This is a genomic window from Mesorhizobium sp. WSM2240 (assembly GCF_040438645.1).
Lineage (GTDB): Bacteria > Pseudomonadota > Alphaproteobacteria > Rhizobiales > Rhizobiaceae > Allomesorhizobium.
The window spans coordinates 1,825,970-1,848,625 of record NZ_CP159253.1; the positions used below are offsets into that span (position 1 = coordinate 1,825,970).

18 protein-coding genes are annotated in these 22,656 nt (G+C 63.0%); 7 read left to right on the forward strand and 11 right to left on the reverse strand.

The window, feature by feature from the left end; all coding sequences use genetic code 11:
- The first annotated feature begins 77 nt into the window (after positions 1-77).
- Positions 78-2,282 carry an RNA degradosome polyphosphate kinase gene (locus tag ABVK50_RS08765; RefSeq protein ID WP_353641931.1) on the forward strand — a complete coding sequence of 735 codons (2,205 nt, stop codon included), beginning with the start codon at positions 78-80 and terminating at the stop codon, positions 2,280-2,282.
- Positions 2,282-3,820, forward strand: coding sequence for an exopolyphosphatase (gene ppx / locus ABVK50_RS08770; RefSeq protein ID WP_353641930.1), 1,539 nt, complete (start codon positions 2,282-2,284; stop codon positions 3,818-3,820). The genes ABVK50_RS08765 and ppx overlap by 1 nt, the downstream gene beginning before the upstream one ends.
- Positions 3,821-3,836: 16 nt before the next feature.
- Here ppx and ABVK50_RS08775 read toward each other — a convergent pair whose 3' ends face one another.
- From ABVK50_RS08775 to ABVK50_RS08790, 4 genes are all read right to left on the reverse strand, one after another.
- The gene (locus tag ABVK50_RS08775) at positions 3,837-4,238 is read right to left on the reverse strand and encodes a DoxX family protein (protein ID WP_353641929.1); all 402 of its coding nucleotides are present in this window, start codon (positions 4,236-4,238) and stop codon (positions 3,837-3,839) included.
- Positions 4,239-4,368: 130 nt separating this feature from the next.
- Complete coding sequence (locus ABVK50_RS08780) at positions 4,369-4,794, reverse strand: DoxX family protein (protein WP_353641928.1); 426 nt, start codon at positions 4,792-4,794, stop codon at positions 4,369-4,371.
- 100 nt (positions 4,795-4,894) lie between these two features.
- Positions 4,895-6,292: a class II fumarate hydratase gene (gene fumC / locus ABVK50_RS08785; RefSeq protein WP_353641927.1), complete on the reverse strand. Its 1,398-nt coding sequence runs from the start codon at positions 6,290-6,292 to the stop codon at positions 4,895-4,897.
- Positions 6,293-6,390: 98 nt separating this feature from the next.
- Complete coding sequence (locus ABVK50_RS08790) at positions 6,391-7,155, reverse strand: NIPSNAP family protein (protein ID WP_353641926.1); 765 nt, start codon at positions 7,153-7,155, stop codon at positions 6,391-6,393.
- 92 nt (positions 7,156-7,247) lie between these two features.
- On the opposite strand from ABVK50_RS08790, the gene ABVK50_RS08795 reads away from it, so the two are divergent.
- Entirely contained in the window at positions 7,248-7,856 is a 609-nt protein-coding gene (locus ABVK50_RS08795) for a TetR family transcriptional regulator (RefSeq protein WP_353641925.1), read from the forward strand.
- A gap of 17 nt (positions 7,857-7,873) precedes the next feature.
- Here the strand turns inward: ABVK50_RS08795 and ABVK50_RS08800 are convergent, their stop codons facing one another.
- The 7 genes from ABVK50_RS08800 to ABVK50_RS08830 all read right to left on the reverse strand — a co-directional run bounded on the left by ABVK50_RS08800 (position 7,874) and on the right by ABVK50_RS08830 (position 16,396).
- Entirely contained in the window at positions 7,874-8,650 is a 777-nt protein-coding gene (locus tag ABVK50_RS08800) for a sulfite exporter TauE/SafE family protein (RefSeq protein ID WP_353641924.1), read from the reverse strand.
- Between the two features lie 451 nt (positions 8,651-9,101).
- On the reverse strand, positions 9,102-10,754 hold the full coding sequence (groL, locus tag ABVK50_RS08805; RefSeq protein ID WP_353641923.1) for a chaperonin GroEL: 1,653 nt from the start codon (positions 10,752-10,754) through the stop codon (positions 9,102-9,104).
- A 63-nt stretch (positions 10,755-10,817) separates the two neighbouring features.
- Complete coding sequence (gene groES, locus ABVK50_RS08810; RefSeq protein ID WP_023802596.1) at positions 10,818-11,114, reverse strand: co-chaperone GroES; 297 nt, start codon at positions 11,112-11,114, stop codon at positions 10,818-10,820.
- Between the two features lie 268 nt (positions 11,115-11,382).
- Positions 11,383-11,685 (reverse strand): hypothetical protein, encoded by a 303-nt coding sequence (locus ABVK50_RS08815; protein ID WP_353641922.1) that lies wholly within the window; start codon positions 11,683-11,685, stop codon positions 11,383-11,385.
- Positions 11,686-12,247: 562 nt separating this feature from the next.
- Positions 12,248-12,880: a LysE family translocator gene (locus ABVK50_RS08820; protein WP_353641921.1), complete on the reverse strand. Its 633-nt coding sequence runs from the start codon at positions 12,878-12,880 to the stop codon at positions 12,248-12,250.
- A 191-nt stretch (positions 12,881-13,071) separates the two neighbouring features.
- Positions 13,072-15,057, reverse strand: a complete 1,986-nt coding sequence (locus ABVK50_RS08825; protein WP_353641920.1) for a pilus assembly protein TadG-related protein — start codon at positions 15,055-15,057, stop codon at positions 13,072-13,074.
- 148 nt (positions 15,058-15,205) lie between these two features.
- The gene (locus ABVK50_RS08830; protein WP_353641919.1) at positions 15,206-16,396 is read right to left on the reverse strand and encodes an EAL domain-containing protein; all 1,191 of its coding nucleotides are present in this window, start codon (positions 16,394-16,396) and stop codon (positions 15,206-15,208) included.
- 203 nt (positions 16,397-16,599) lie between these two features.
- Here ABVK50_RS08830 and ABVK50_RS08835 point away from each other — a divergent pair, with 203 nt between their 5' ends.
- The 4 genes from ABVK50_RS08835 to ABVK50_RS08850 all read left to right on the forward strand — a co-directional run bounded on the left by ABVK50_RS08835 (position 16,600) and on the right by ABVK50_RS08850 (position 22,643).
- A complete protein-coding gene (locus ABVK50_RS08835; RefSeq protein WP_353641918.1) occupies positions 16,600-17,460 on the forward strand; it encodes a TIGR01459 family HAD-type hydrolase in 861 nt (286 codons plus the stop codon).
- A gap of 11 nt (positions 17,461-17,471) precedes the next feature.
- Entirely contained in the window at positions 17,472-18,458 is a 987-nt protein-coding gene (locus ABVK50_RS08840) for a bifunctional riboflavin kinase/FAD synthetase (protein WP_353641917.1), read from the forward strand.
- Positions 18,459-18,714: 256 nt separating this feature from the next.
- Positions 18,715-21,780, forward strand: coding sequence for an isoleucine--tRNA ligase (gene ileS / locus ABVK50_RS08845; RefSeq protein ID WP_353641916.1), 3,066 nt, complete (start codon positions 18,715-18,717; stop codon positions 21,778-21,780).
- A gap of 191 nt (positions 21,781-21,971) precedes the next feature.
- On the forward strand, positions 21,972-22,643 hold the full coding sequence (locus tag ABVK50_RS08850; protein WP_353641915.1) for a hypothetical protein: 672 nt from the start codon (positions 21,972-21,974) through the stop codon (positions 22,641-22,643).
- Positions 22,644-22,656 lie beyond the last annotated feature (13 nt).

Below are 22,656 nucleotides of genomic sequence, written 5' to 3' on the forward strand. Positions count from 1 at the left end.
AAACTGTCGCAAAAGCCTGTCAGAAGCTAAGCTGAGCCGGATAACGGCCGAGAAGCGATGAAGGGCAGCGGCAAACAATGAACGAGCTAAAACCGGTCCAGTCTGAATTCACCACGGTCGCGGCGGACGGCGACGCCCGGTTGGGCAATCCCGACCGGTTCGTCAACCGCGAGTTCTCTTGGCTGCAGTTTAACCGGCGGGTGCTGGAGGAATCGCTCAACTCGAACCATCCGGCACTGGAGCGCGTGCGCTTCCTGTCGATCTCGGCCGACAATCTCGACGAGTTCTTCATGGTCCGCGTCGCGGGCCTCGCCGGCCAGATCCGCGAGGGCATCACGCTCAGGAGCCATGACGGACGAACTCCGGAACAGCAGCTCGAGCAATTGCTGCTCGAAGTCGGACGCCTTCAGGAGGACCAGCAGAAAAGCCTGTCGGTTCTGATGGGCCTTCTCAAGAAGGAAGGCATCGAGATCGTCACCGCCGAGGCGATGAACAAGGACGAAAAGAGCTGGCTGGAAGACCATTTTCTGGAACAGATTTTTCCGGTTCTGACGCCACTTTCAATCGACCCGGCGCACCCGTTCCCGTTCATTCCCAATCTCGGCTTCTCGATTGCACTGCAGCTTCGCCATCGCAAGAATAGCGAGCAGATGACGGCGCTCCTGCGCCTGCCCGTCGCCCTCAAGCGCTATATCAGGCTGCCCGACCGCAAGGGCGCGGTCCGCTTCATCCCGATCGAGGAAACCGTCGGCGTCTTCATAGGCAAGCTGTTCCCGGGCTACGAGGTAAGGGGGTCGGGCACTTTCCGCATCATCCGAGACAGCGATATCGAGGTCGAGGAAGAGGCCGAGGATCTGGTGCAGCTCTTCGAAACGGCGCTCAAGCGGCGGCGGCGCGGTTCGGTCATCCGCATCGAATTCGACGCGCAGATGCCATGGGAATTGCGCGACTTCGTGGCCGGCGAACTTGGCGTTGCCGCCGGGCGCATCAGCGTGCTGACCGGCCCGCTGGCGCTCAGCCAGATCTCGGAGATCGTCGCCGTGCCTCGCGACGACCTGAAGTTCCCGCCCTACAATCCACGTTTTCCGGAGCGCATCCGCGAGCATGGCGGCGACTGCTTCGCCGCCATCCGCGAGAAGGACATCATCGTCCATCACCCCTACGAATCCTTCGATGTGGTCGTGCAGTTCCTGCGCCAGGCCGCCGCTGACACGGAAGTGGTGGCGATTAAGCAGACGCTCTACCGCACCTCCAACGACAGCCCCATCGTGCGCGCACTGATCGATGCGGCCGAAGCCGGCAAGTCGGTGACGGCGCTGGTCGAGCTCAAGGCGCGCTTCGACGAGGAAGCCAACATCCGCTGGGCGCGCGACCTCGAACGCGCCGGCGTGCAGGTGGTGTTTGGATTCCTGGAACTGAAGACCCACTCGAAAATATCGCTGGTGGTTCGCCGCGAGGACGGCCGCCTGCGCAACTACGTCCATCTCGGAACGGGCAACTACCACCCGATCACGGCGCGCATCTATACCGACCTGTCCTTCTTCACCACCGACCCGAAGATTGCCCGTGATGTGGCGCAATTGTTCAATTTCATCACCGGCTATGCCGAACCTGCCGGGGAAATGCGCCTTGCGATTTCGCCGTTTACGCTCCGAAGCCGCATTCTCCAGCATATCTCGGACGAAATAGCGCATGCGCGTGAAGGTCATCCGGCGCGCATCTGGATGAAGATGAACTCGCTGGTCGATCCCGTTATAATCGACGCACTTTACGACGCCAGCCGCGCCGGGGTGGAAATCGACCTTGTGGTTCGGGGCATCTGCTGCCTGAGACCGCAGGTACCCGGCCTGTCGGAAAACATAAGGGTCAAGTCGATCGTCGGGCGCTTCCTCGAGCACAGCCGCATCTACTGCTTCGGTAACGGCCATGGTCTGCCTTCGGACGAGGCGATCGTCTATATCAGCTCGGCCGACCTGATGCCGCGCAATCTCGACCGCCGAGTCGAGGCCATGGTGCCGATCACCAACCCGACTGTGCACGAACAGGTGCTCGGCCAGATCATGCTCGGCAACATTATGGACAACCAGCAAAGTTTCGAAGTATTGGCTGACGGTACCTCGCGGCGCGTGACGCTGGATGAGGGCGAAGAACCGTTCAACGCGCAGGAATATTTCATGACCAATCCTAGCCTTTCGGGACGGGGTGACGCGCTGAAGTCGCATGCGCCCAAGCGCATTGCGCAGTTCAAGCGCCGCAAGAAATCCATCGCGTCCGTCGACTGATGATCGCCCAATCCCAGGGCCGGCTGCAGAATCGCCGGCCGCTGTCGATCATCGACATCGGATCGAACTCGATCCGCCTCGTCATCTATGAGGGCATCGCCCGTTCGCCGACCGTTCTGTTCAACGAAAAGATGCTGGCTGGTCTCGGCCGCGGCATCGTTTCGACCGGCAAGCTCGATCCGGAAGCGGTAACCCGCGCCATCGAGGAGTTCCGCCGCTTCCGGGCACTGTCCGATCAGGCCGGCGCCGAGGAACTTTGCGTGATCGCCACCGCGGCGGCGCGCGAGGCGGTGAACGGTCCCGATTTCATCCATCGCGCCGAAAAAATCCTCGGCACGGAAATCCGCGTTCTCAGCGGCCGCGAGGAGGCCTACTACTCGGCGCTCGGAGTCATATCGGGCTTTCATCCGGCCGACGGCATCGCTGGAGATCTCGGTGGCGGCAGCCTGGAACTGGTCGATGTTGCCGGCGAAGCCATCGGCGACGGCATCACCCTGCCGCTCGGCGGATTGCGATTGCAGGACATGTCGAGGAACTCGCCCGGCGTTGCGGCCCGGATCGCTCGCGAGGAGCTTGCGAAGGCCAAGCTACTCAACGCCGGGCAGGGCAGAGTGTTTTACGCCGTTGGCGGCACATGGCGAAATCTTGCCCGGCTGCACATGAACATGACGGGCTATCCGCTAAGCGTCATGCATCATTACGAACTCGGCGTCGAAAGCTCCGCCGGCTTCCTGCGGCAGGTCGCGCGCGGCGAAATTGACAAGATGAAGGGGATCGAGGGCATTTCCAAGAACCGCCGCGCGCTGCTGCCTTATGGCGCAGCGGTGCTGCTCGAGATCATCGCCGCAATGAAGCCGTCGAAGATCGTAGTTTCGGCGCTCGGCGTGCGCGAAGGCTTCCTGTTTTCGCTGTTGTCCAAAGAGGAGCAGCGCCTCGACCCGCTGGTTACGGCGTCCCAGGAGCTTGCCGTGCTGCGTGCCCGTTCGGTCACGCATGCGCATGAGCTTGTCCGATGGACGAGAGAATCCTTCGCAGCCTTCGGCATCGAGGAGACAGAGGAGGAGGCGCGCTATCGCCACGCCGCCTGCCTGCTCGCCGACATCGGCTGGCGCGCGCATCCGGAATATCGCGGCACGCAATCGCTGAATATCATCGCCCACGCGTCGTTCATCGGCGTGGATCATCCCGGCCGCGCTTTCCTGGCGCTGGCAAATTTCTACCGTCATGAAGGGGTGTTCACCGAAACGGCGGCCGCAGAACTGAAGGCGCTGGCGACGCCCCGCTACGTGGAGCGCGCGCGGCTGCTCGGCGCGATGCTGCGCGTCGTTTACCTGCTGTCGGCTTCCATGCCAGGCGTCATTCCGAAGCTCAGATGGGAAAGCCGGGCCAATGGCGCCCTGGCGCTGGTCATACCGGCAAGCCATGCCGGGCTGGATGGCGAGCGACCGGCCGGGCGTCTGGCGCAACTGGCCAAGCTCACCGGGCGCAGGCTCGAACTTGTCGTGGGAGGCGAGCAGGCTATCTTCGCGGCCAAGTAAGTCGGACCGTCGCGGGTTAGCCGCGCTGCGCGTCGATCGACAGCGAGCCGGGTCCATGAATAGCGAGGACCAGGAAACCGCCGGCAATTGCGATATTCTTCATCAGCGCCTGCATGTTCATCAGGACCAGCACCGGATCGTCACCGCCCTGGCCGTAGTGGCCGATGAAAGCGGCCGCGATGCAGAAGGCGGCTAGCAGCCAGGCAGCCATCGTGGTCTGAAAGCCCACGAGGATACACAGTCCGGCAATCAGTTCGAACAGACCGCTGACCCATGTCATTACACCCGGCATCGGTAGGCCAAGGGCGGCGAAATAGCCAGTTGTGCCCTCGATATCGCCGAACTTGTCGAAGCTGGCGAGGATGAACATGGCTGAAAGAAGAATACGGCCGACGAGGACGATCGCGCTGCCGGTCATGGTGATTCATCCAATTGCAGATTGGGGCAAGATACCGCGTTTTCTTTTGCGGGCGAGTCACGGTTGAGCGAGCTTCTGGACGCAAAAAGCCCGGGCGAGCCCGGGCTTTTTGCTAGCGATGCGGAGAAGATCAGCCGCGGCGGCCGTCGACCGAAAGCGCTCCGGCGCCGAAGGCGGCAAGAACCGCCAGGCCACCGGCAATCGCCAAATTCTTCTGGAAGAACAGAAGCTGGACCTGATCGGCGAAGTCGAGATGCGCGATCAGCGTGGCGCCGATAGTGAAGAGCGCAAGAGCGATCGCGGCGATACGCGTCTTGTAGCCTACCAGAATGGCAAGGCCGCCGAAGAGTTCGAGCAAGCCGACGAGCACCGCAACGACCGTCGGGAAGGGCAGGCCGATGCTGCCGAACCAGCCCGCTGTTCCGGCGATGCTGGTAAGCTTGGCGAAGCCGGCAAGGATGAAGATCAGCGACAGCAAGACGCGCCCGACCGCGATCAGGGCGGCGTTGTTCGCGAGGAAGCCGCCTTGGACGACCGCGACGTTGGAAGAAGACATGGGTGATTCTCCTGAGGGGTTTGTTCCTCCCCCAGATAGACAAATCCGGCTGTTCACCAAAGTCCGGAATCTGGCGACAGATCGTTCACCACAGGAATAGTTAGCCGGGCCGCGTCATGTCCTCGGGACGAACCAGCCGATCATATTCCTCGGCGGAGACAAGGCCGGTGGCGAGCGCCTCCTCGCGCAATGTTGTCCCGTTCTTGTGCGCAGTCTTGGCGATCTTGGCGGCATTGTCGTAGCCGATCGTGGGCGCCAGCGCCGTGACCAACATCAGCGAACGATCGAGCGCGGCCTTGATGTTGTCCTCCCGCGCCTCGATGCCCACGACGCAATTATCGGTGAACGAGACCGCCGCATCGGCCATCAGCTGCACCGACTGCAGAAAGTTGTAGGCCATCAGCGGATTGTAGACATTGAGCTCGAAATGGCCTTGGCTGCCGGCGAAGGTGATCGCCGCATGATTGCCGAACACCTGAACGCAGACCTGTGTCAGCGCCTCGGACTGGGTCGGGTTGACCTTGCCCGGCATGATCGACGAGCCCGGCTCGTTTTCCGGCAGCGCCAGCTCTCCGAGGCCCGAGCGTGGGCCCGAGCCGAGGAAGCGGATGTCGTTGGCGATCTTGAAGAGCGCCGCCGCGGCCGAATTGATGGCGCCGTGCGAGAACACCATGGAGTCATGCGCGGCCAGCGCCTCGAACTTGTTGGGCGCGGTGACGAAGGCAAGTCCGGTGATCGCGGCGATGCGCTCGGCGACCTTTTCGGCGAAGCCGACGGGCGCGTTGAGGCCGGTGCCGACAGCCGTGCCGCCCTGCGCCAGTTCCATCAGTCCCGGAAGGGTCAGTTCGATCCGCTTTATCGACGAGGCGACCTGTGCGGCGTAGCCGGAAAACTCCTGGCCGAGCGTCAACGGCGTGGCGTCCTGCGTGTGGGTGCGGCCGATCTTGACGATCTCGGCGAAGTCCCTGGTCTTCTCCTCCAGCGCCGCATGCAAGTGCCGCAGGGCGGGCAGCAAGTGGTGAGCGATCCGCTCGGCGCAGGCTATGTGCATCGCCGTCGGATAGGTGTCATTCGACGACTGGCTCATATTGACGTGGTCGTTGGGATGCACGGGCTTCTTCGAACCCATGACGCCGCCCAGCATTTCGATGGCACGGTTGGAGATGACCTCGTTGGCGTTCATGTTGGACTGCGTGCCGGAACCAGTCTGCCAGACCACGAGCGGGAAATGCTCGTCGAGCTTGCCTTCTATGACTTCCTGTGCCGCCTTGACGATCGTCTCGCCCAGCGCCGGATCGAGGCGGCCGAGTTCCATGTTCGCTTCCGCGGCGGCGCGCTTGACGATGCCCAGCGCCCGCACAATCGAAAGAGGCTGCTTTTCCCAGCCGATCCTGAAATTGCCCAGCGAGCGCTCGGCCTGCGCGCCCCAATAGCGGTCGGCCGTGACCTGGATCGGACCGAACGTGTCGGTTTCGGTTCTGGAATTCTCAGCGCCCACGGCCGTCTCCCCGGAAATTTTGCAATGCCGGCAACGGCCTACCGCTTTGCACAATGGGCTTCAAGCAGAGATTGGGCGCTCTCCCGATGCAAATCGGTTCAAAGCAGCGAACGCTCTGTTCGCGCGAGCCTGAGCGTTCCCGATGGTCTGGAATAATGCCTCTCCAGGTGGGGGAGCAGGTCGCCTTGCCAAACCGCGGAATTGGCCAGTGCGGTTTCATGGCGCGCATGCGCCGCCGCGTTGACGAAGCGGAAGAATGCGACGAAGACATTTTCGTCGGTTCGGACCGGCAGACGCGGAAAGCTGTTTTCGGCGTGCTCGGTGACGAAGGCGGCGAGAAGCGGCGCGCCGAGATCGGCAAGCAACGGCGCTACCTCGTTCCGGAAAAGCTCTACGAAATCCGCTTCTCCGGCATGTTCGACATGAAAGATCCTCGCCGTGACGATCGCGTCTGCCGGGTCACGCCTGCCGCGCTTGGCGCCGGCAAGGTCGAAGGCTGAATCCGGCCAGGCCGGCGCAAGCTGCAGCACGTCGTCGGACGAGATCATCGTCGCATTGGCGGCGTCCTTGTACTCGGCCCAGACCGGCCCGCCATAAAAGGCACTCAGCGAAGCCCGCCGCGACTCCATGTCGTCGAAGCCGCGCAGCCAGACGAAGCTGTCATCCCGGTCCAGGTCACGGAACTGGCCGATGACCTTCATGCCTGTCTCTTCCTGCGTTTCGACGAGATGGTTGTCGAAGACATCGATCAGCGCATCGCGCCTGCCGGGATGAAGCGTATACTGGCGAAGTTCGACAACCGGCGAAAAGGTGGCCTGTGAGACGGCGGCGGATGCGGCTTCGTCCTGTGCGTGCTGGTGCAAACGCTTTCTCCAAAACAGGTTAATCATCCTGTTTATAACAGACCGGTTGTCCGGTTTTGTCAATGTGCTAATTTCGCGGTGAAGGAGACACTATGGCCGAAACGCGAGGATCTGCGCGCAAGCGGACAAACGATCCCGAAGGCATGCGCCAGAGAATCCTGGACGTGGCCGAACTGGCCTTCCAGGAGCGGGGCTATCACGCGACGAGCCTGGGCGACCTGATGCAGGCGGCCGGCGTGACGGGAGGTGCACTGCATCATCATTTCGCGACCAAGAAGGCGCTCGGCATGGCGGTGATCGCCGAGCGGGTGGCGGCCGCGGTCGAGGAGACCTGGCTGAGGCGGGTCGAAGAGGCTCCGTCGGCGCGCGAGGGCGTTGCCCAGGTCTTCGCGGCGGTGGCCGAGGAACTGGAGCGCCAGGGTTTCGTGCGCGGCTGCCCGCTGAACAACCTGGCGCATGAACTGTCGCTCGCCGACGATGACTTCCGTATGGTGCTTGCCGGCATTTTCGAGGCGTGGCGGACGGCCATTGCCGACAGGATGCGCCTAGACCAGGAAGCCGGGACCGAAGTAGGCGTCGACCCCGACCGCTTCGCAGCGCTGACCGTCGCGGCTTACTCAGGGGCGATGTCTATGGCCAAGACCGACCAGGATGCGGCCATGCTGAGGGTGTGCGCCGACGCCTTGGCCGCGAGGCGCTGAAACCGAGGCAACCTCCGTCAGACGAAACCCAGCTGCTGGACCGTCTGGAACAACGCCAGCAGCATGATGAGAAAGCCGACAAGCCGCAGAAGCGTCCGTTCGGCAATCGCCTTCACCATCCATCCGGCGAGCGGCGCGGCGACTATGCCGCCCACGATCAACCCCAGCACCGAACTTGCATGCGTCGACAACGCTCCCGCTTCCTGCCAGTGCCCGGTTACGAGCGCGAGGATAAAGGTGATGGACACGGCGAGCGTGATCAGGAACTCGGCGGCATTGACGGTGCCTATCACGTAACGGGGCGGCGCGCCGGCGCCGAGCAGGCCGGTCACGACCATCGGTCCCCATCCACCGCCGCCCGCCGCGTCGAGGAAGCCGCCGACGGTGCCCAGCGGAGCTATCAGTCTTCCCGGGACCGGATTGCTCGGAATCTTGCGAAACGACCGCAGGAACAGCCAGAGCCCGATCACGGCGAGATAGGTTGTGACGTAGGGCTTCACCATGTCGCCGTCGAATGAGGTCAGCACGAACGCGCCGAGGCAGCCGCCGAGGATGCCGAATGGCGCAAGCCGCCAGAACAGTTTCCAGTCGATGTTGCGGTGGTAGTGGTGCGCCGTCCCGGAAGCGGCCGTGGTGAACACTTCCGCCGCATGCACGGCAGCGGAGGCCTGCGCCGGCGGAACGCCGAAGGAGAGCAGCACGGTGGAGGAGATCGCGCCGTAGGCCATGCCGAGCGCGCCGTCGACCGCTTGGGCAAGAAAGCCGACTATGGCGAACAGAATGAATTCAGTCATTGAAAGTGCGCCATATGGCTTGTGAATTGGGCTTGCCCTTCCGCACTGTAGAGCACGCTGGCCACCTGTGGGCAAAGTACGATATTCCAGAGACGGCTGCCGGCTTGGCGGAAATATCGTGACGCCGTGCAAATTTTTGAAAAGCGAATCCTAGAGGCTCAAGGCAAAGGCAATTTCGCCGGATGGTTCGGGATTCGCCGTGCGCCATCGGTCGTGTTTGCTCATATGAAAAAGCGCCCCTCACAGCTTTTAGGTGCGGGGGGCGCCTTTTTGTCAAATTCGTTTCTTCGGATTTCTCTTCCGAAACTCCTCTGACATCGCGCTAACGCCGACCCCGGTCGTTGGTTCCAAAAAAATTTCGCAAGCGCCGAACTTTTTCCAACCGGGTTCGCCGCAAAGAAAAAGGGCGGCATCGCTGCCGCCCTTCCGAGATTTTCGAGATGCGTGGACCTTAGAAATCCATGCCGCCCATGCCGCCCATGCCGCCGCCGGGCATGCCGCCCGGCATGCCGCCAGCGGACTCCTTCTTCGGAGCCTCGGCGATCATGGCTTCGGTGGTGACCAGCAGGCCGGCGACCGAGGCCGCATCCTGGAGAGCCGTGCGAACGACCTTCATCGGATCGACGATACCCATGGCGATCATGTCGCCATACTCGCCGGTCTGGGCATTGAAGCCGTAGGTCACGCTCTTGTTGTCGAGGATCTTGCCGGCAACGATCGAGGCTTCGGCCCCGGCGTTAGCGGCGATCTGACGAGCCGGCGCCTGCAGTGCGCGCCGCACGATGTTGACGCCGGCTTGCTGGTCCGAGTTCACACCGGTCGCCTTGATGGCCAGTGAAGCGCGCAGAAGCGCTACACCGCCGCCAGCGACAATGCCTTCTTCAACGGCCGCACGCGTCGCGTTCAGCGCGTCGTCGACGCGGTCCTTCTTCTCCTTGACCTCGACTTCGGTCGCACCGCCGACGCGGATGACGGCAACGCCGCCGGCCAGCTTGGCGAGACGCTCCTGCAGCTTTTCACGGTCGTAGTCCGAGGTGGTCTCCTCGATCTGCTGCTTGATCTGGGCGACGCGGCCCTGGATCTCGGCCTTCTTGCCGGCGCCGTCGACGATGGTGGTGTTCTCCTTGGAGATCGACACCTTCTTGGCGCGGCCGAGCATGTTGAGGCCGACATTCTCAAGCTTGATGCCGAGGTCTTCGGAGATGACCTGGCCGCCTGTCAGGATGGCGATGTCTTCCAGCATGGCCTTGCGGCGATCGCCGAAGCCCGGAGCCTTGACGGCAGCGATCTTCAGGCCGCCACGCAGCTTGTTGACCACCAGCGTGGCCAGAGCCTCGCCCTCGACGTCCTCGGAGATGATGAGGAGCGGCTTGGAGGTCTGGACGACAGCCTCAAGGATCGGCAGCATCGCCTGGAGGTTGGACAGCTTCTTCTCGTGGAGCAGGATGTAGGCGTCTTCCAGGTCAGCAACCATCTTGTCAGGGTTGGTGACGAAGTAGGGGCTGAGGTAGCCGCGGTCGAACTGCATGCCTTCAACGACCTCGAGCTCGGTCTCGGCGGTCTTGGCTTCCTCGACGGTGATGACGCCTTCGTTGCCGACCTTCTGCATCGCCTTGGCGATCATTTCGCCGATGTCGGTCTCGCCGTTAGCGGAGATCGTGCCGACCTGTGCGACTTCCTCGGAAGTCTTGATCTTCTTGGTGTTCTTGTTGAGGAACGCCACTACCTCGGTCACGGCCAGATCGATGCCGCGCTTCAGGTCCATCGGGTTCATGCCGGCGGCAACGGCCTTGTGGCCTTCCTGCACGATCGACTGGGCGAGAACCGTGGCGGTCGTGGTGCCGTCGCCGGCGATGTCGTTGGTCTTCGAAGCGACTTCGCGGACCATCTGGGCGCCCATGTTCTCGAACTTGTCCTCAAGCTCGATTTCCTTGGCGACGGTGACGCCGTCCTTGGTGATGCGCGGGGCGCCGAACGACTTGTCGATGACGACGTTGCGGCCCTTGGGGCCGAGCGTCACCTTCACCGCATCGGCGAGGATGTTGACGCCGCGCAGCATGCGCTCGCGGGCGTCGCGGGAGAATTTTACGTCTTTAGCAGCCATTTTTTAGCTCCTGGGCTCAGTGCCCTTAAAGGTCTGTTGAAGAGGCGAACTGGTTTCGGCGATTCAGCCGATGATGCCCATGATGTCGGATTCCTTCATGATCAGAAGGTCTTCGCCATTGAGCTTCACTTCGGTGCCGGACCACTTGCCGAACAGGATGCGGTCGCCCGCCTTGACATCGAGCGGAACAAGCTTGCCCGCTTCGTCGCGCGCGCCGGAGCCGACGGCGATGATCTCGCCTTCCTGCGGCTTTTCCTTTGCGGTGTCGGGAATGATGATCCCGCCGGCGGTCTTCGCTTCGGACTCGACGCGGCGAACGACCACGCGGTCATGCAGCGGCCGGAAATTCGACTTTGCCATTTTTGGATGTCCCTGGTGCGGATGTTGAACGGTGCTCCGTTGCCGGAGCGGGGGTTAGCACTCATTGGAGGCGAGTGCTAACGTGGCGGTGAAATAGGCTCTCGGCAAATGCGAGTCAAGATGGGAGAGCAGCGGCGAGAAGCAAAGTTTTCGCGTGGCTGCGGCAGCGGAGGGGCGGTTTTGCGGCCCCTCCAAAGGTGAAAGCGTTTCCTGTGTTGCGGGCGGGCCGACAGGCGCAGTTTGGCTGCCAGCCGCTTGTTCCGCTGTCTCACAGCACGTCCGCCAGCACCGGCGGGCAGGTGAAGTCGGCAGGCAAGGGCTTGAACCGCAGCTGATTGAACGACCCTTCGGCGAAGAACATCGCGTGAAGATCGTCAGGACCGGCGCGCAGCAGGAAAAAAATCATGCTCATCGCCAGCGCCTGGGATCGCGGCGTGTCGGTGAGGCCGTCAGGCGACAGAGCGTCGCCGGTGAGCAGCGCCGAGAGCCGGTGCGCAAGGACGATGAGGCGCTCATAGGCCGCACCGCATTCGGGACTGAACTCGATGTCTTGTCTGCTCTTTCTGGTCATGTGTCGGTCTTTCCTTGTTTGAGGCCAAGCGGAAGCGTTCCCGCGCTTCATCTCGAAGCCGGGGTGTGGGGAGCGGCGCATGGCAGCGACGCCTAATCAATAGTTTAGTTGACGCGCTGCCATGCGCCGCCGGCGTTTTCTCCCCTGATCGCAGTCCGGCCCATCGCTCTGTCCCGGTATTTAAGGGACGGAGCGCGGGCGCTCAGGCGCGACCCGGGGCCGGAGAGACCCGCGCGACCCAGCGGGCATCGTCTCCGGCGCCACACTTGCCTGGATGCCGGTCGTGTACACCCGTCCCCACCAGCAAGCTGCCGGGAGTTAGTATGAGGGAGCGGCCGGATGTGTGAACAAACAGGAGGGTGAAGATTCCTGAAGAATCTTACATCCCATTGATCCGGAAGCAATATTTCTTCGTTTTGGCCGGAACGGGAGTGAATTCCATCCACAACGGAAGCTCGTGTGGCGGGTCAGGAGTACACGGAGAGGGGACCATGCGAAGCATGGTAGAGGGGCGAGAACGGCACCGCCAAACCGCCAACTTTGGCGATTTGCTGCAAACCCCTCAGCGCTGCGCCTCGGTCGCCATCCTGAGCGCCAGGCCGGCGAGCACCGTACCCATCAGCCAGCGCTGAACGACCAGCCAGAGCGGCCGTCCGGCCAGGAAAGCGGCGATTGAACCCGCCATGACCGCGATGATCGAATTGACGGTGACGCTGATAGTGATCTGCACCCCGCCGAGCACCAGCAGTTGCGCAAGAACGCTACCCTGCTCGGGGCTGATGAACTGCGGCAGCAGCGACAGATACATGACCGCCACCTTGGGGTTCAGGAGGTTGGTCATGAGCCCCATCATGAACAGTTTTCTGGCGCTATCCTTCGGCAGTTGCCGCACCTGGAACGGCGAACGGCCGCCCGGCCGCACCGCCTGCCAGGCAAGCCACAGGAGATAGAGCGCGCCGCCGAAGCGCAGCGCGTCATAGGCATAGGGCACGGCGAGCACCAATGCGGTGATGCCGAAGGCGGCGCAGAGGATGTAGAAGACGAAGCCCACCGCTACGCCGCCCAGAGAAACCAGCCCGGCTATCGGCCCCTGCGACAGCGAGCGCGAGATCAGGTAGATCATGTTGGGCCCGGGCGTCAGCACCATGCCCAGCGCAATCAGGGCGAAGGCTGCGAGATTCGTAAGCTCGGGCATGGAAAAATCCGGAACCGGGATTGCGGCGGGCGGATAGCCCAACCGCGCGGACCATGGTCCAGCTGCGCTCGATCCTCAAGTTCCTGGCGCGGAAAAGGATTGCGCCACGCCAGGATTGTCAAAGCCGTCGACGAAAAGCAAAACGCCCCACCGGAAGGGCGGGGCGTCGTCGTCCGCGGCTTGAAATTGCGCTATCCGACGATGCGCAGGTTCGAAAGTTCGTCGGCGATCTCCTTGAACTTTTCCGCGAGATTGCTGCCGGTGGCATTGTAAAACAGCTTCTTCGGCGTTCCATCCGCGTTTTTCTTGAAACGGGAGTCGGAGGCGCACTTGGTCAACGCCTCGATAGCCTTCTTCTCGCTCGCCACGCTGGTGCTCAAATCGAGCGAGACGGTCACCACGATGATGTTGCCTTGGTCGGGAGCCTTTGCGTTGGCGCAGACCATCTGCAACTGCTCGTCCATCGCCGCCTGATAGTTTGTGCTCGTATAGGTCGATTTGCCGACATTGCCAGACGTGTCCATGAACATGCGCGTGATGCCGGTGCCGTTGTATCCCTTGCCGGTATAGCCATAGGCCGCGTAGGTCGATCTAAGTCGGGCAAGATCATAGCCGCTGTTGTCGGATAGATCGCCATAGGTGTTTGCGCCATCGGTTAGCACGATGATGACCTTGTCATTGCCTTTCTCGATCTCGGGACGGCCTTCCGTGAAGGGCGCGCCGTGGGAGACCACGCGCCAACCCCACGCAGTTCCTTCCGGTACGTTGGTGTTGCCGCCCGGCTTCATGCTATCGATCGCGCCGAGGATCACCTTCTTGCCCTCGGCGGTCGTAACGTCGTGCAGGGGTGTTATGGGATTGGTGGTGCATGAGGAATTGGGTCCGTCGCCAGAATCCGGATTGGTGGACCCGAAAGGCTTGACCCGAAAGTATTTGCGCATGTCGGTCAGCCGGGAAACAGCGCCGGCGGTCGTGTAGGCCGTGTCGGCCCAGTCGGTCCACCAATTGTTCGAGTAGTAGAAATCGTCCGCATTGAGATCGGCGACGCCGTCACGGTCCAGATCGCGCCAAAGATGTTTGGGTTCGTCCGGAGCAAACATCGGCACGAACAGTGTGGCGGGATTGGAGCTTGTTGGCGTCGCGTCGTTGTTGTTGTAGGGAGCGGGTCGAGCCTCGATGCAACCCTGCCACGATGCAAACTGGCTTGTTATATAAGTATAGTCCCAGCTATACTGTCTGCACGTGCCGTTGCTCCACCATTTGACGCAATGACGCGAGCCGGGAACCTCTTCCCGTCCGGTTTCCGCGATTATATCGGCGTAAAGGCTGAAGCGGGTGAGCGGCTGGTCTTTTGTTTCACCCCAGCCCACGCCACGCTTGTACCAGACGTCGCCGACCTTTTCGGCGTATTTGTTCGGGTCCCTGGCGGCGGTCATAGTTGACCAGTCGAAATTTTCGTGATGGACGGGCGAAATGCCCTTCGTGTCCATCCAGGGCTCAGCATCGTTATCGGGAGCGATGTTGACCGAGGCGGCAAACGGCACCAGCCCGAACTGGACCGGCTTCGGCACCTGCTTCATCATGGCGGCCTGATTGGCCATCGTTTCGACCAGTTGCTTGGCAGCGGCCTTTAAGAGAACAATTCGCTGCTGGCCGGTGCCCGAGCCGTATTCGGCCATCGATCCGGAATTGTCGAGAACCAGCGCCACTTCGAGCGTGTTCTTCAGCCGCACTTCCGACTTGGCCGCGACATTGACCGTACTCTGATCGCGCGGCTGCCCGATCAGTTCCGTGAAGGCCGGCAGGAAGTACGGTTCATATTTCAGACCCGCCGTCAACTTAAGCGTACCGCCGCCGGCATTGTTGTTTGGCAACCCGACGGAGAGCGTGGTGTTTGTCGGCTTCACCGGCCCGAGATTGGCTACGAAAAAATCCTGGGCGTATTTCTTGATCGCCGTCTCATAGGCGACCGGGTCGGCAGAACTGACGCTGCCACTGATTATATGGGCGCCAGTCGCGACCGCCGCGGCGTCCAGCGCATTGAGGACTATCTGCCGCTGCCTGGACAGTTCCGAATAATCGACGGCAAGCGCCAGGCCGCCCAGTATCGGGACGGTTGCGATAACCATCATCATTGCAAAATTGCCGCGCTGGTCCCTCGCAAATCTGCGTAACATGTCGCACCCCAAACCTGGCCCTAGGTTCAGGCAGAATCTCATGAATCGTTAAAAAAACCGGCGCGAAAAACCGTTGAAATGGCGGGATGCGGCTCACCCGGCATTAACCAAAACGGGCCTGGAGGATTGGGGATGTCGGCCGGCGAAGTCAGAGATTTGCGAAGCGCTCGGCGGGGCCGGCTGCTTCCGGACTGTATTCGGAGCGGCTCGCAAAGCGCGGGCCGGCCATCAGGTTGACGCCGAGGTCGATCAGTCGGACGGCGTCTTCGTCGCCCGTGACATCTGTCGCGACGACCGGCAGGTTCACGGCTGCCGCGCGGCCGAGAAGTGTTTCGACAGCTTGCGCTGAGGCCGGCGGCTGGTCGAGCAATTGCGCCGCCGGGAGCTTCAGCATGGAGACACCATGGCCGCGCATCGCCTCAAGTTCCTCCGGCGAACCCGACCATCCTTCGGCTGCGAGGCGCGCGCCGGTCTCGGCAAGGAGCGCCAGCGCCTGACCGTGCTGGCCATCGGCGATAGCGGCCGCCGGCGCCGAGAGGATAATGGAGCGCGACAAAGCAGGATTCTGGCCAAGCAGGGTGAGCACGGCGGCGAATTCGGAGCCGTGGTCGAGCAGGGCGCCGGAAATGGCGACGTGCAGCGGCATCGCCTCGCCGGAATGGCCGGACCGGCGCTGGACGGCCGCGGCCGCCGCAAACACCATCAGCCGCTCGCACGAAGCCGCCGAAATGCCGGGCAGGTCGAAATCGGCGCGACCGAGCCGGACCGGTTCACCGCCAGCCGGCTCCACCAGCCCGACCGCCTCGTGCCCGACCGCCATGCCTTGCGATATCGAGACGATCGGCTGCAGGTCGAGTTCGATCCGATCTGCAGCCAGAGCCCGCTGGATGGCCGCGCGAAGGGCGGTGTTGGCAGCCGGCCCGGCCTCGACCGGCTGTAGCCGAATGGCCGGATGCGGCACGACTGTTGCGCTTTTCGTCGTCGCCGGCCGCGGCTGGCGCGCGGCCAGGCTTGCCGCGAGCGCATCGAGCCGGCGCGACAGGGAACCGTCGATCTCGCTAATGGTGACGGCGTCGCCGTCGCTGCGCGCCGAAAAATCGCGCAGCGCCACCTCGACCGAAAGCGCCACGCGGCGGATCTCCTGGTTGGAGACGTTGGCTCGCACGAGCGCCATCAGGCTGAAGGCCGCCGCGACTACCGCAAGCGTGAGTGCCGCCGCGCAGGTGGCGAGCACGATCTCCTCCAGCGCGCGGCCACTGCCGACCATCCCCTGCAGGAAATAATAGCACAGGCCGCACAGCAATGCGGCCGAAGCGACGACTGACAGTCCGCGCGACATATTTTAGAACTTCCCCAAAAGCGCCCTGGCGCTTCTTCGCAAACCCCTGACATTGGATGAGCCTATGCCGACGCCTAATTTCGCATGGCGCGCGGCGGCTGTCAGCCGAAAGCTCGTGACAGGGTGAAGAGGTTCGGTTAATTGCGCATCGGCCCGGCCGGGCATCCGGCCTGAAACCGATGAGCGAACGGACGAGGAAGATCATGGCGGCTTCGCCCGAAAACATCGCATCGCTGGATGCTGTCGCCGGCAGATATTCGGCGCTGCTCTGCGATGTCTGGGGCGTCGTCCATAACGGGGTTGATGCCTTTCCCGACGCCAGCGCGGCGCTTAAGCGGGCGCGCGAAAAGGGCGTCGCTGTTGTGCTCATCACCAATTCCCCGCGTCCGCATGAAGGGGTAGAGGCGCAATCGCGCACGCTCGGCGTGCCGGACGATGCCTGGGACCGCGTTGTGACTTCCGGCGACGTAACGCGCGACCTGATCCGCGAGGCGCCGCGAAAGCTCTTTCATCTCGGGCCGGAGCGCGAACTCGCGATCTATGACGGCATCGATGTCGAACTGGTCGAGGAATTCGAAGCGCAGGCCGTGGTCTGCACCGGCCTGTTCGACGATGAGACGGAGACGCCGGAGGAGTACGCGGAAATGCTGCGGCGGTTCCGGTCGCGCAACCTGCCCTTCATCTGCGCCAATCCCGACATCGTGGTGGAGCGCGGCGAGCGGCTGATCTGGTGCGCCGGCGCGCTGGCCCGCGACTATTCGCAGCTCGGCGGCCGCACGCTGGTTTCGGGCAAGCCGCACCGGCCGATCTACGAGGCGGCGCTGAAGGCAGCGAGCGAGGTGCTCGGCCGCGAGATCGTACGCTCCGAGGCGCTGGCGATCGGCGACGGCATGCTGACCGACATAAAGGGCGCGGCCGACCAGGGCATCGGCGCGCTCTATGTTTCCGGCGGCATCCACGCCAGCGACTATGGCCATCCGCTGGCGCCCGATCAGGAACGCCTTGCGGCTTTCCTGCAAAAGCACGGCGCCACGCCCGTCGCCGTCATTCCGCGTCTGCGCTAGGCGGCTAGGTGATGGGCGACGGCTTCAGGCGCATTCCCGGAGATGAAAGGTTGCCAGCCGCCCTGCGCGGCGGCGTCGTGGCGATCGGCAATTTCGACGGCGTGCATCGTGGGCATCAGGCCGTGCTGCAGCGCGCGCTGGACGAGGCGCGCCGCCGCGGCGCGCCGGCCCTGGTGCTGACCTTCGAACCACACCCGCGCAAGGTCTTTCGGCCCGACGTGCCGCTGTTCATCCTGACGCCGCCGCCGATGAAGGCGCGGCTGCTGGCGCATCTGGGCTTCGACGCGGTCGTGGAGCAGGCGTTCACGCGCGATTTCGCCAGCCTCGACGCCGAGGAGTTCGTGACGCGGGTGCTGGAGGAAAACCTCGGCATCAGCCATTCGGTGACCGGGTTCGACTTCCATTTCGGCAAGAACCGCCAGGGCGGCCCGGCCTATCTGATGGCGGCGGGCGAGCGGCACGGTTTCGGCGTGACGCTGGTCGATGCCTTTCGCGACGAGGGCGCCGAGATCGTTTCCTCCAGCCGCATACGCGAGCTGCTTGCCGAAGGCGACGTGGCGCAGGCGGCGGGCCTGCTCGGCTACCGCTTCACGATCGAGGCGGAGGTGACCCAGGGAAAACAACTCGGCCGCACGCTGGGCTTCCCGACCGCCAACATGGTCCTGCCGCCGGAGGCCGAACTGAAGCATGGCATCTATGCTGTGCGGCTGCGCCGCTCCGACGGCTCGCTGCATGTCGGCGTCGCCAGTTTTGGCCGCCGCCCGACAGTGGACGAGGACGGCGCGCCGCTGCTCGAAACGTTTGTGTTCGACCATTCCGGCGACTTTTACGGCGAGACCTGCCAGGTATCGCTGTTCGGCTACCTGCGCGGTGAGGAAAAATTCGACGGGCTCGAAGCGCTGGTGGCGCAGATGAAGCGCGACGAGGAAGAGGCGAGGGCGCTGCTGGCGGGCGTCAAGCCTCTCAGTGACCTGGACGCCAAGGTGGCGTTCGGGTGATGGGCCTGTACAAACAGAGCTTCGCAAAACCCCTTTATTCCCGGCCGCGCCTCCGCTAAAAGCGCCGCCATGACATTTTTCGCGCGCTTCATAGCTGCCATACGAATTACTAGCCCGGTCTTCCGGGCAGGCTGAGCGCTCGCTCGCCTGCCGGAGGCTCCGGGAGTTTTTTGGCGGCGCACCCTCGCGCTTTTTCCAGATCGTGATAGTTGAACGCCCGAGGCCGCGCGGGGCCGGGCAAACTCATGGCTAGATGATGACCGACACGTCCGAAAAGATCGATTACTCGAAAACGCTCTATCTGCCGCAGACGGAATTTCCGATGCGCGCCGGCCTGCCCGAAAAGGAGCCGCTGCTGGTCAAGCGCTGGCAGGAAATGGGCATGTACAGGCGCCTGCGTGAGGACGCCGCCGGCCGCGAGAAATACGTGCTGCATGACGGTCCGCCCTACGCCAACGGCAACATCCATATCGGCCACGCGCTGAACAAGATCCTGAAGGACGTCATCACCCGCTCGTTCCAGATGCGCGGCTACGATTCCAACTATGTGCCCGGCTGGGACTGCCACGGCCTGCCGATCGAATGGAAGATCGAGGAGGAGAACTACCGCTCGAAGGGCAAGGCCAAGCCCGACCTTTCCGAGCCTTCGGCGATGATCGAATTCCGCAAGGAATGCCGAGCCTATGCACAGCACTGGATCAAGGTGCAGACGGAAGAATTCAAGCGGCTCGGCGTCGTCGGCGATTTCGAGAACCCGTATCTGACGATGGCCTTTCACGCCGAGGCGCGGATCGCCGGCGAGCTTTTGAAATTCGCCATGAGCGGCCAGCTCTATCGCGGTTCCAAGCCGGTGATGTGGAGCGTGGTGGAACGCACCGCACTGGCGGAGGCCGAAGTCGAGTACGCCGACTACGAGAGCGACACGATCTGGGTACAATTCCCCATCAAACATTTTGACGGTATGGTCGAGGAAAAGATCATCCGAGAGACTTTCCCGGTAGAGCAGATCAGCTACGGATTTGACGACTACAGTCTCAAGGATGCTGATGTCGTCATCTGGACGACTACGCCGTGGACCATTCCTGGTAATCGGGCGATCAGTTACTCACCTCGCATTCCGTACGGGCTGTACGAGGTTAGCGTGCCGAATTTCGACCCTGCGACATCGAGTAGTGCGCCAACGCGCCTTAAGCGGATCGTCATCGCTGACGCACTTGCGGACGATGCCTTTGCGAAAGCGAAATCCGACGAGCATCGGCGCCTCAGAACGGTTCTGAAGGAGGAACTTGCGGCCATTCTTTGCGCCCATCCGTTCGCTGACATGGGCTATGGATTTTGGGTGCCCCTTCTCCCCGGCGAGCACGTCACCGACGATGCGGGCACCGGCTTTGTGCATACCGCTCCCAGCCATGGCCGCGAAGACTTTGATGCCTGGATCGATGCGGCGAAGGACCTGCGCGAGCGCGGCATCGACACGGCCATCCCGTTCCCGGTCGACGATGCGGGATTCTTCACCAAGGACGCACCCGGTTTCGGCCCGGACCGGCCGGGCGGGGCGGCGCGCGTTATCGATGATTCCGGCAAGAAGGGCGATGCCAACAAGGCCGTCATCGACGCGCTGATCGAGAAGAATATGCTGTTCGCTCGCGGGCGGCTGAAGCACCAGTATCCGCATAGCTGGCGGTCGAAGAAGCCGGTTATCTTCCGCAACACGCCGCAATGGTTCGTCCACATGGACAAGGAATTGGGCGGGTTTGGGCTCGCGACCTCCTCCCCCGCAAGGGGGAGGGAGGGCGCCAACCCCGACACGCTCCGCTCCCGCGCCCTTGCAGCCATCGACGCTACGCGCTTCGTGCCTGCTGCAGGGCAGACGCGGCTGCGCGCCATGATCGAGGAGCGGCCGGACTGGGTGCTTTCGCGCCAGCGCGCCTGGGGCGTGCCGATCTGCGTCTTCGCGGACGCCGACGGCAATGTGCTGAAGGACGAAGCGGTGAACGCCCGCATCGTCGATGCCTTCGAGAAGGAGGGCGCCGACGCCTGGTTCGCTGAAGGCGCGCGCGAGCGCTTCCTCGGCTCCCGCGCCAACGAGCCGTGGACGATGGTCAAGGACATCCTCGATGTCTGGTTCGATTCGGGCTCGACGCACGTCTTCACGCTGGAGGACCGGCCGGACCTCAAATGGCCGGCCGACGTCTATCTGGAAGGCTCCGACCAGCATCGCGGCTGGTTCCACTCCTCGCTGCTGGAAAGCTGCGGCACGCGTGGCCGCGCGCCTTACGACACAGTCGTCACCCATGGCTTCACCATGGACGAGGACGGGCGGAAAATGTCGAAGTCGCTCGGCAATACGGTCGTGCCGCAGGACGTGATGAAGCAGTCGGGCGCTGACATCCTGCGCCTCTGGGTGATGACGACCGATTATTGGGAAGACCAGCGGCTCGGCAAGAATGTGCTGCAGACCAACATCGACGCCTACCGCAAGCTGCGCAACACGATCCGCTGGATGCTGGGCACACTCGCCCATGACGAGGGCGATGTCGTCCCGCTGAAGGAGATGCCCGAACTGGAGCAGCTGGTGCTGCACCGGCTGGCGGAGATCGACGAGATCGTGCGCGCCGGCTACGACGCGTTCGAGTTCAAGCGCATCACCCGGGCGCTGATCGATTTCATGGTGGTCGAACTCTCGGCCTTCTATTTCGATATCCGCAAGGACGCGCTGTACTGTGAGGCGCCGTCGAGCCTGAAGCGCAAATCGGCGGTGCAGGTCGTGCGCCATTTGTTCGAACGGCTGACGACATGGCTCGCGCCCATGTTGCCCTTCACCATGGAGGAAGCCTGGCTCGAGCGCTATCCGGATGCGGAGTCGGTGCATCTCGAACAGTTCCGCCAGACGCCGGCGGAATGGAGGAACGAGGCGCTGGCCGAGAAGTGGAGAAAGGTCCGCCAGGTTCGGCGCGTCGTTACAGGCGCGCTGGAGATCGAGCGTGCGAAGAAGACGATCGGCTCGTCGCTGGAGGCGGTGCCGGTGGTCTATATGGCCAACGCCGCGCTTGAGGCCGCCATCAGCGATGTCGACATGGCCGAAATGGCTATCACCAGCGACCTCATCATCTCGCATGAGAACGCGCCCGCGGCCGCCTTCAGGCTGGACGATGTGGCCGGCGTTGCGGTGGTAGTCGAAAAGGCGGCGGAGCGCGGGCTGGTCAAATGCGCGCGCTCCTGGCGCTATACAGATGATGTCGGCAGCGATCGGGAATTTCCGGACGTTTCGGCGCGCGACGCGGCCGTACTCAGGGAATTGCAGGCGCTAGGCCGGCTTTAAGCGGTGCAAAAAGGCAACGGCGGGCGGGGCATTGCCGCCCGTGCGTTGCCGTTAACAAACGGTTGAGGTACAAGCGCGAAACTCGGGCCGACAAATTGTCGCCGGATTTTCGTCGGATGGACATAGCCGGCAAGGCTCGGCTTTTGGGTCGCCAACAATCGCGAGGCGGGGGTTCAGTGAAGTTTTCTGGCATGATCGAGAGAAATCGGTTGGTGCTGATTGCGCCGCTCGTCGTCTCGGGGCTCGCGCTTTCGGGATGCATGAGCTCTCCGACCTATGGCACCGACAAGACCGCCAGCGAGCAGCTTGTCGGCGACGTGACCGGCATTCTTTCGCTCGGTCCCAAGGAGCGCCAGAAGATCGAATACAAGCCGCGTCCGGAACTGGTGAAGCCGTCCCCCGCCGCAGTCGCCAATCTGCCCGCCCCGCAGGCGCCCGCCACCGCCGAAAACCCGAACTGGCCGGAATCGCCGGAGCAGAAGCGGGCGAGGGTTATTGCCCACGCCACCGAGAACCGCGACAAGCCTGGTTTCAGGCCCGAAATAGTAAACGACATTGCTGATGGGCCGGCATCGTCGACCCCGATCGGCGGCAATGCCAGGGCCCAGGATTCAGGCCTGTTGTCGGCTGTCAACAAGGATCAGCAGCGCGAGGCGTTCAACAAGCGCCTGGCCGAAACGCGCCAGGGCAGCGAGACGTCGCGCAAATATCTGAGCGAGCCGCCGCTGGTCTATCGGGCGCCTTCCCCGACCGCGCCGGTGGACGATATCGGTGAAGATGAGCTCAAGAAGGAACGCCGGCTCAAGGCCGCGGCCCGCAAGAGTGGCGACTGGTCCTGGCGCGACCTGATCCCGGGCGTCTAGGGTGTATTGATAT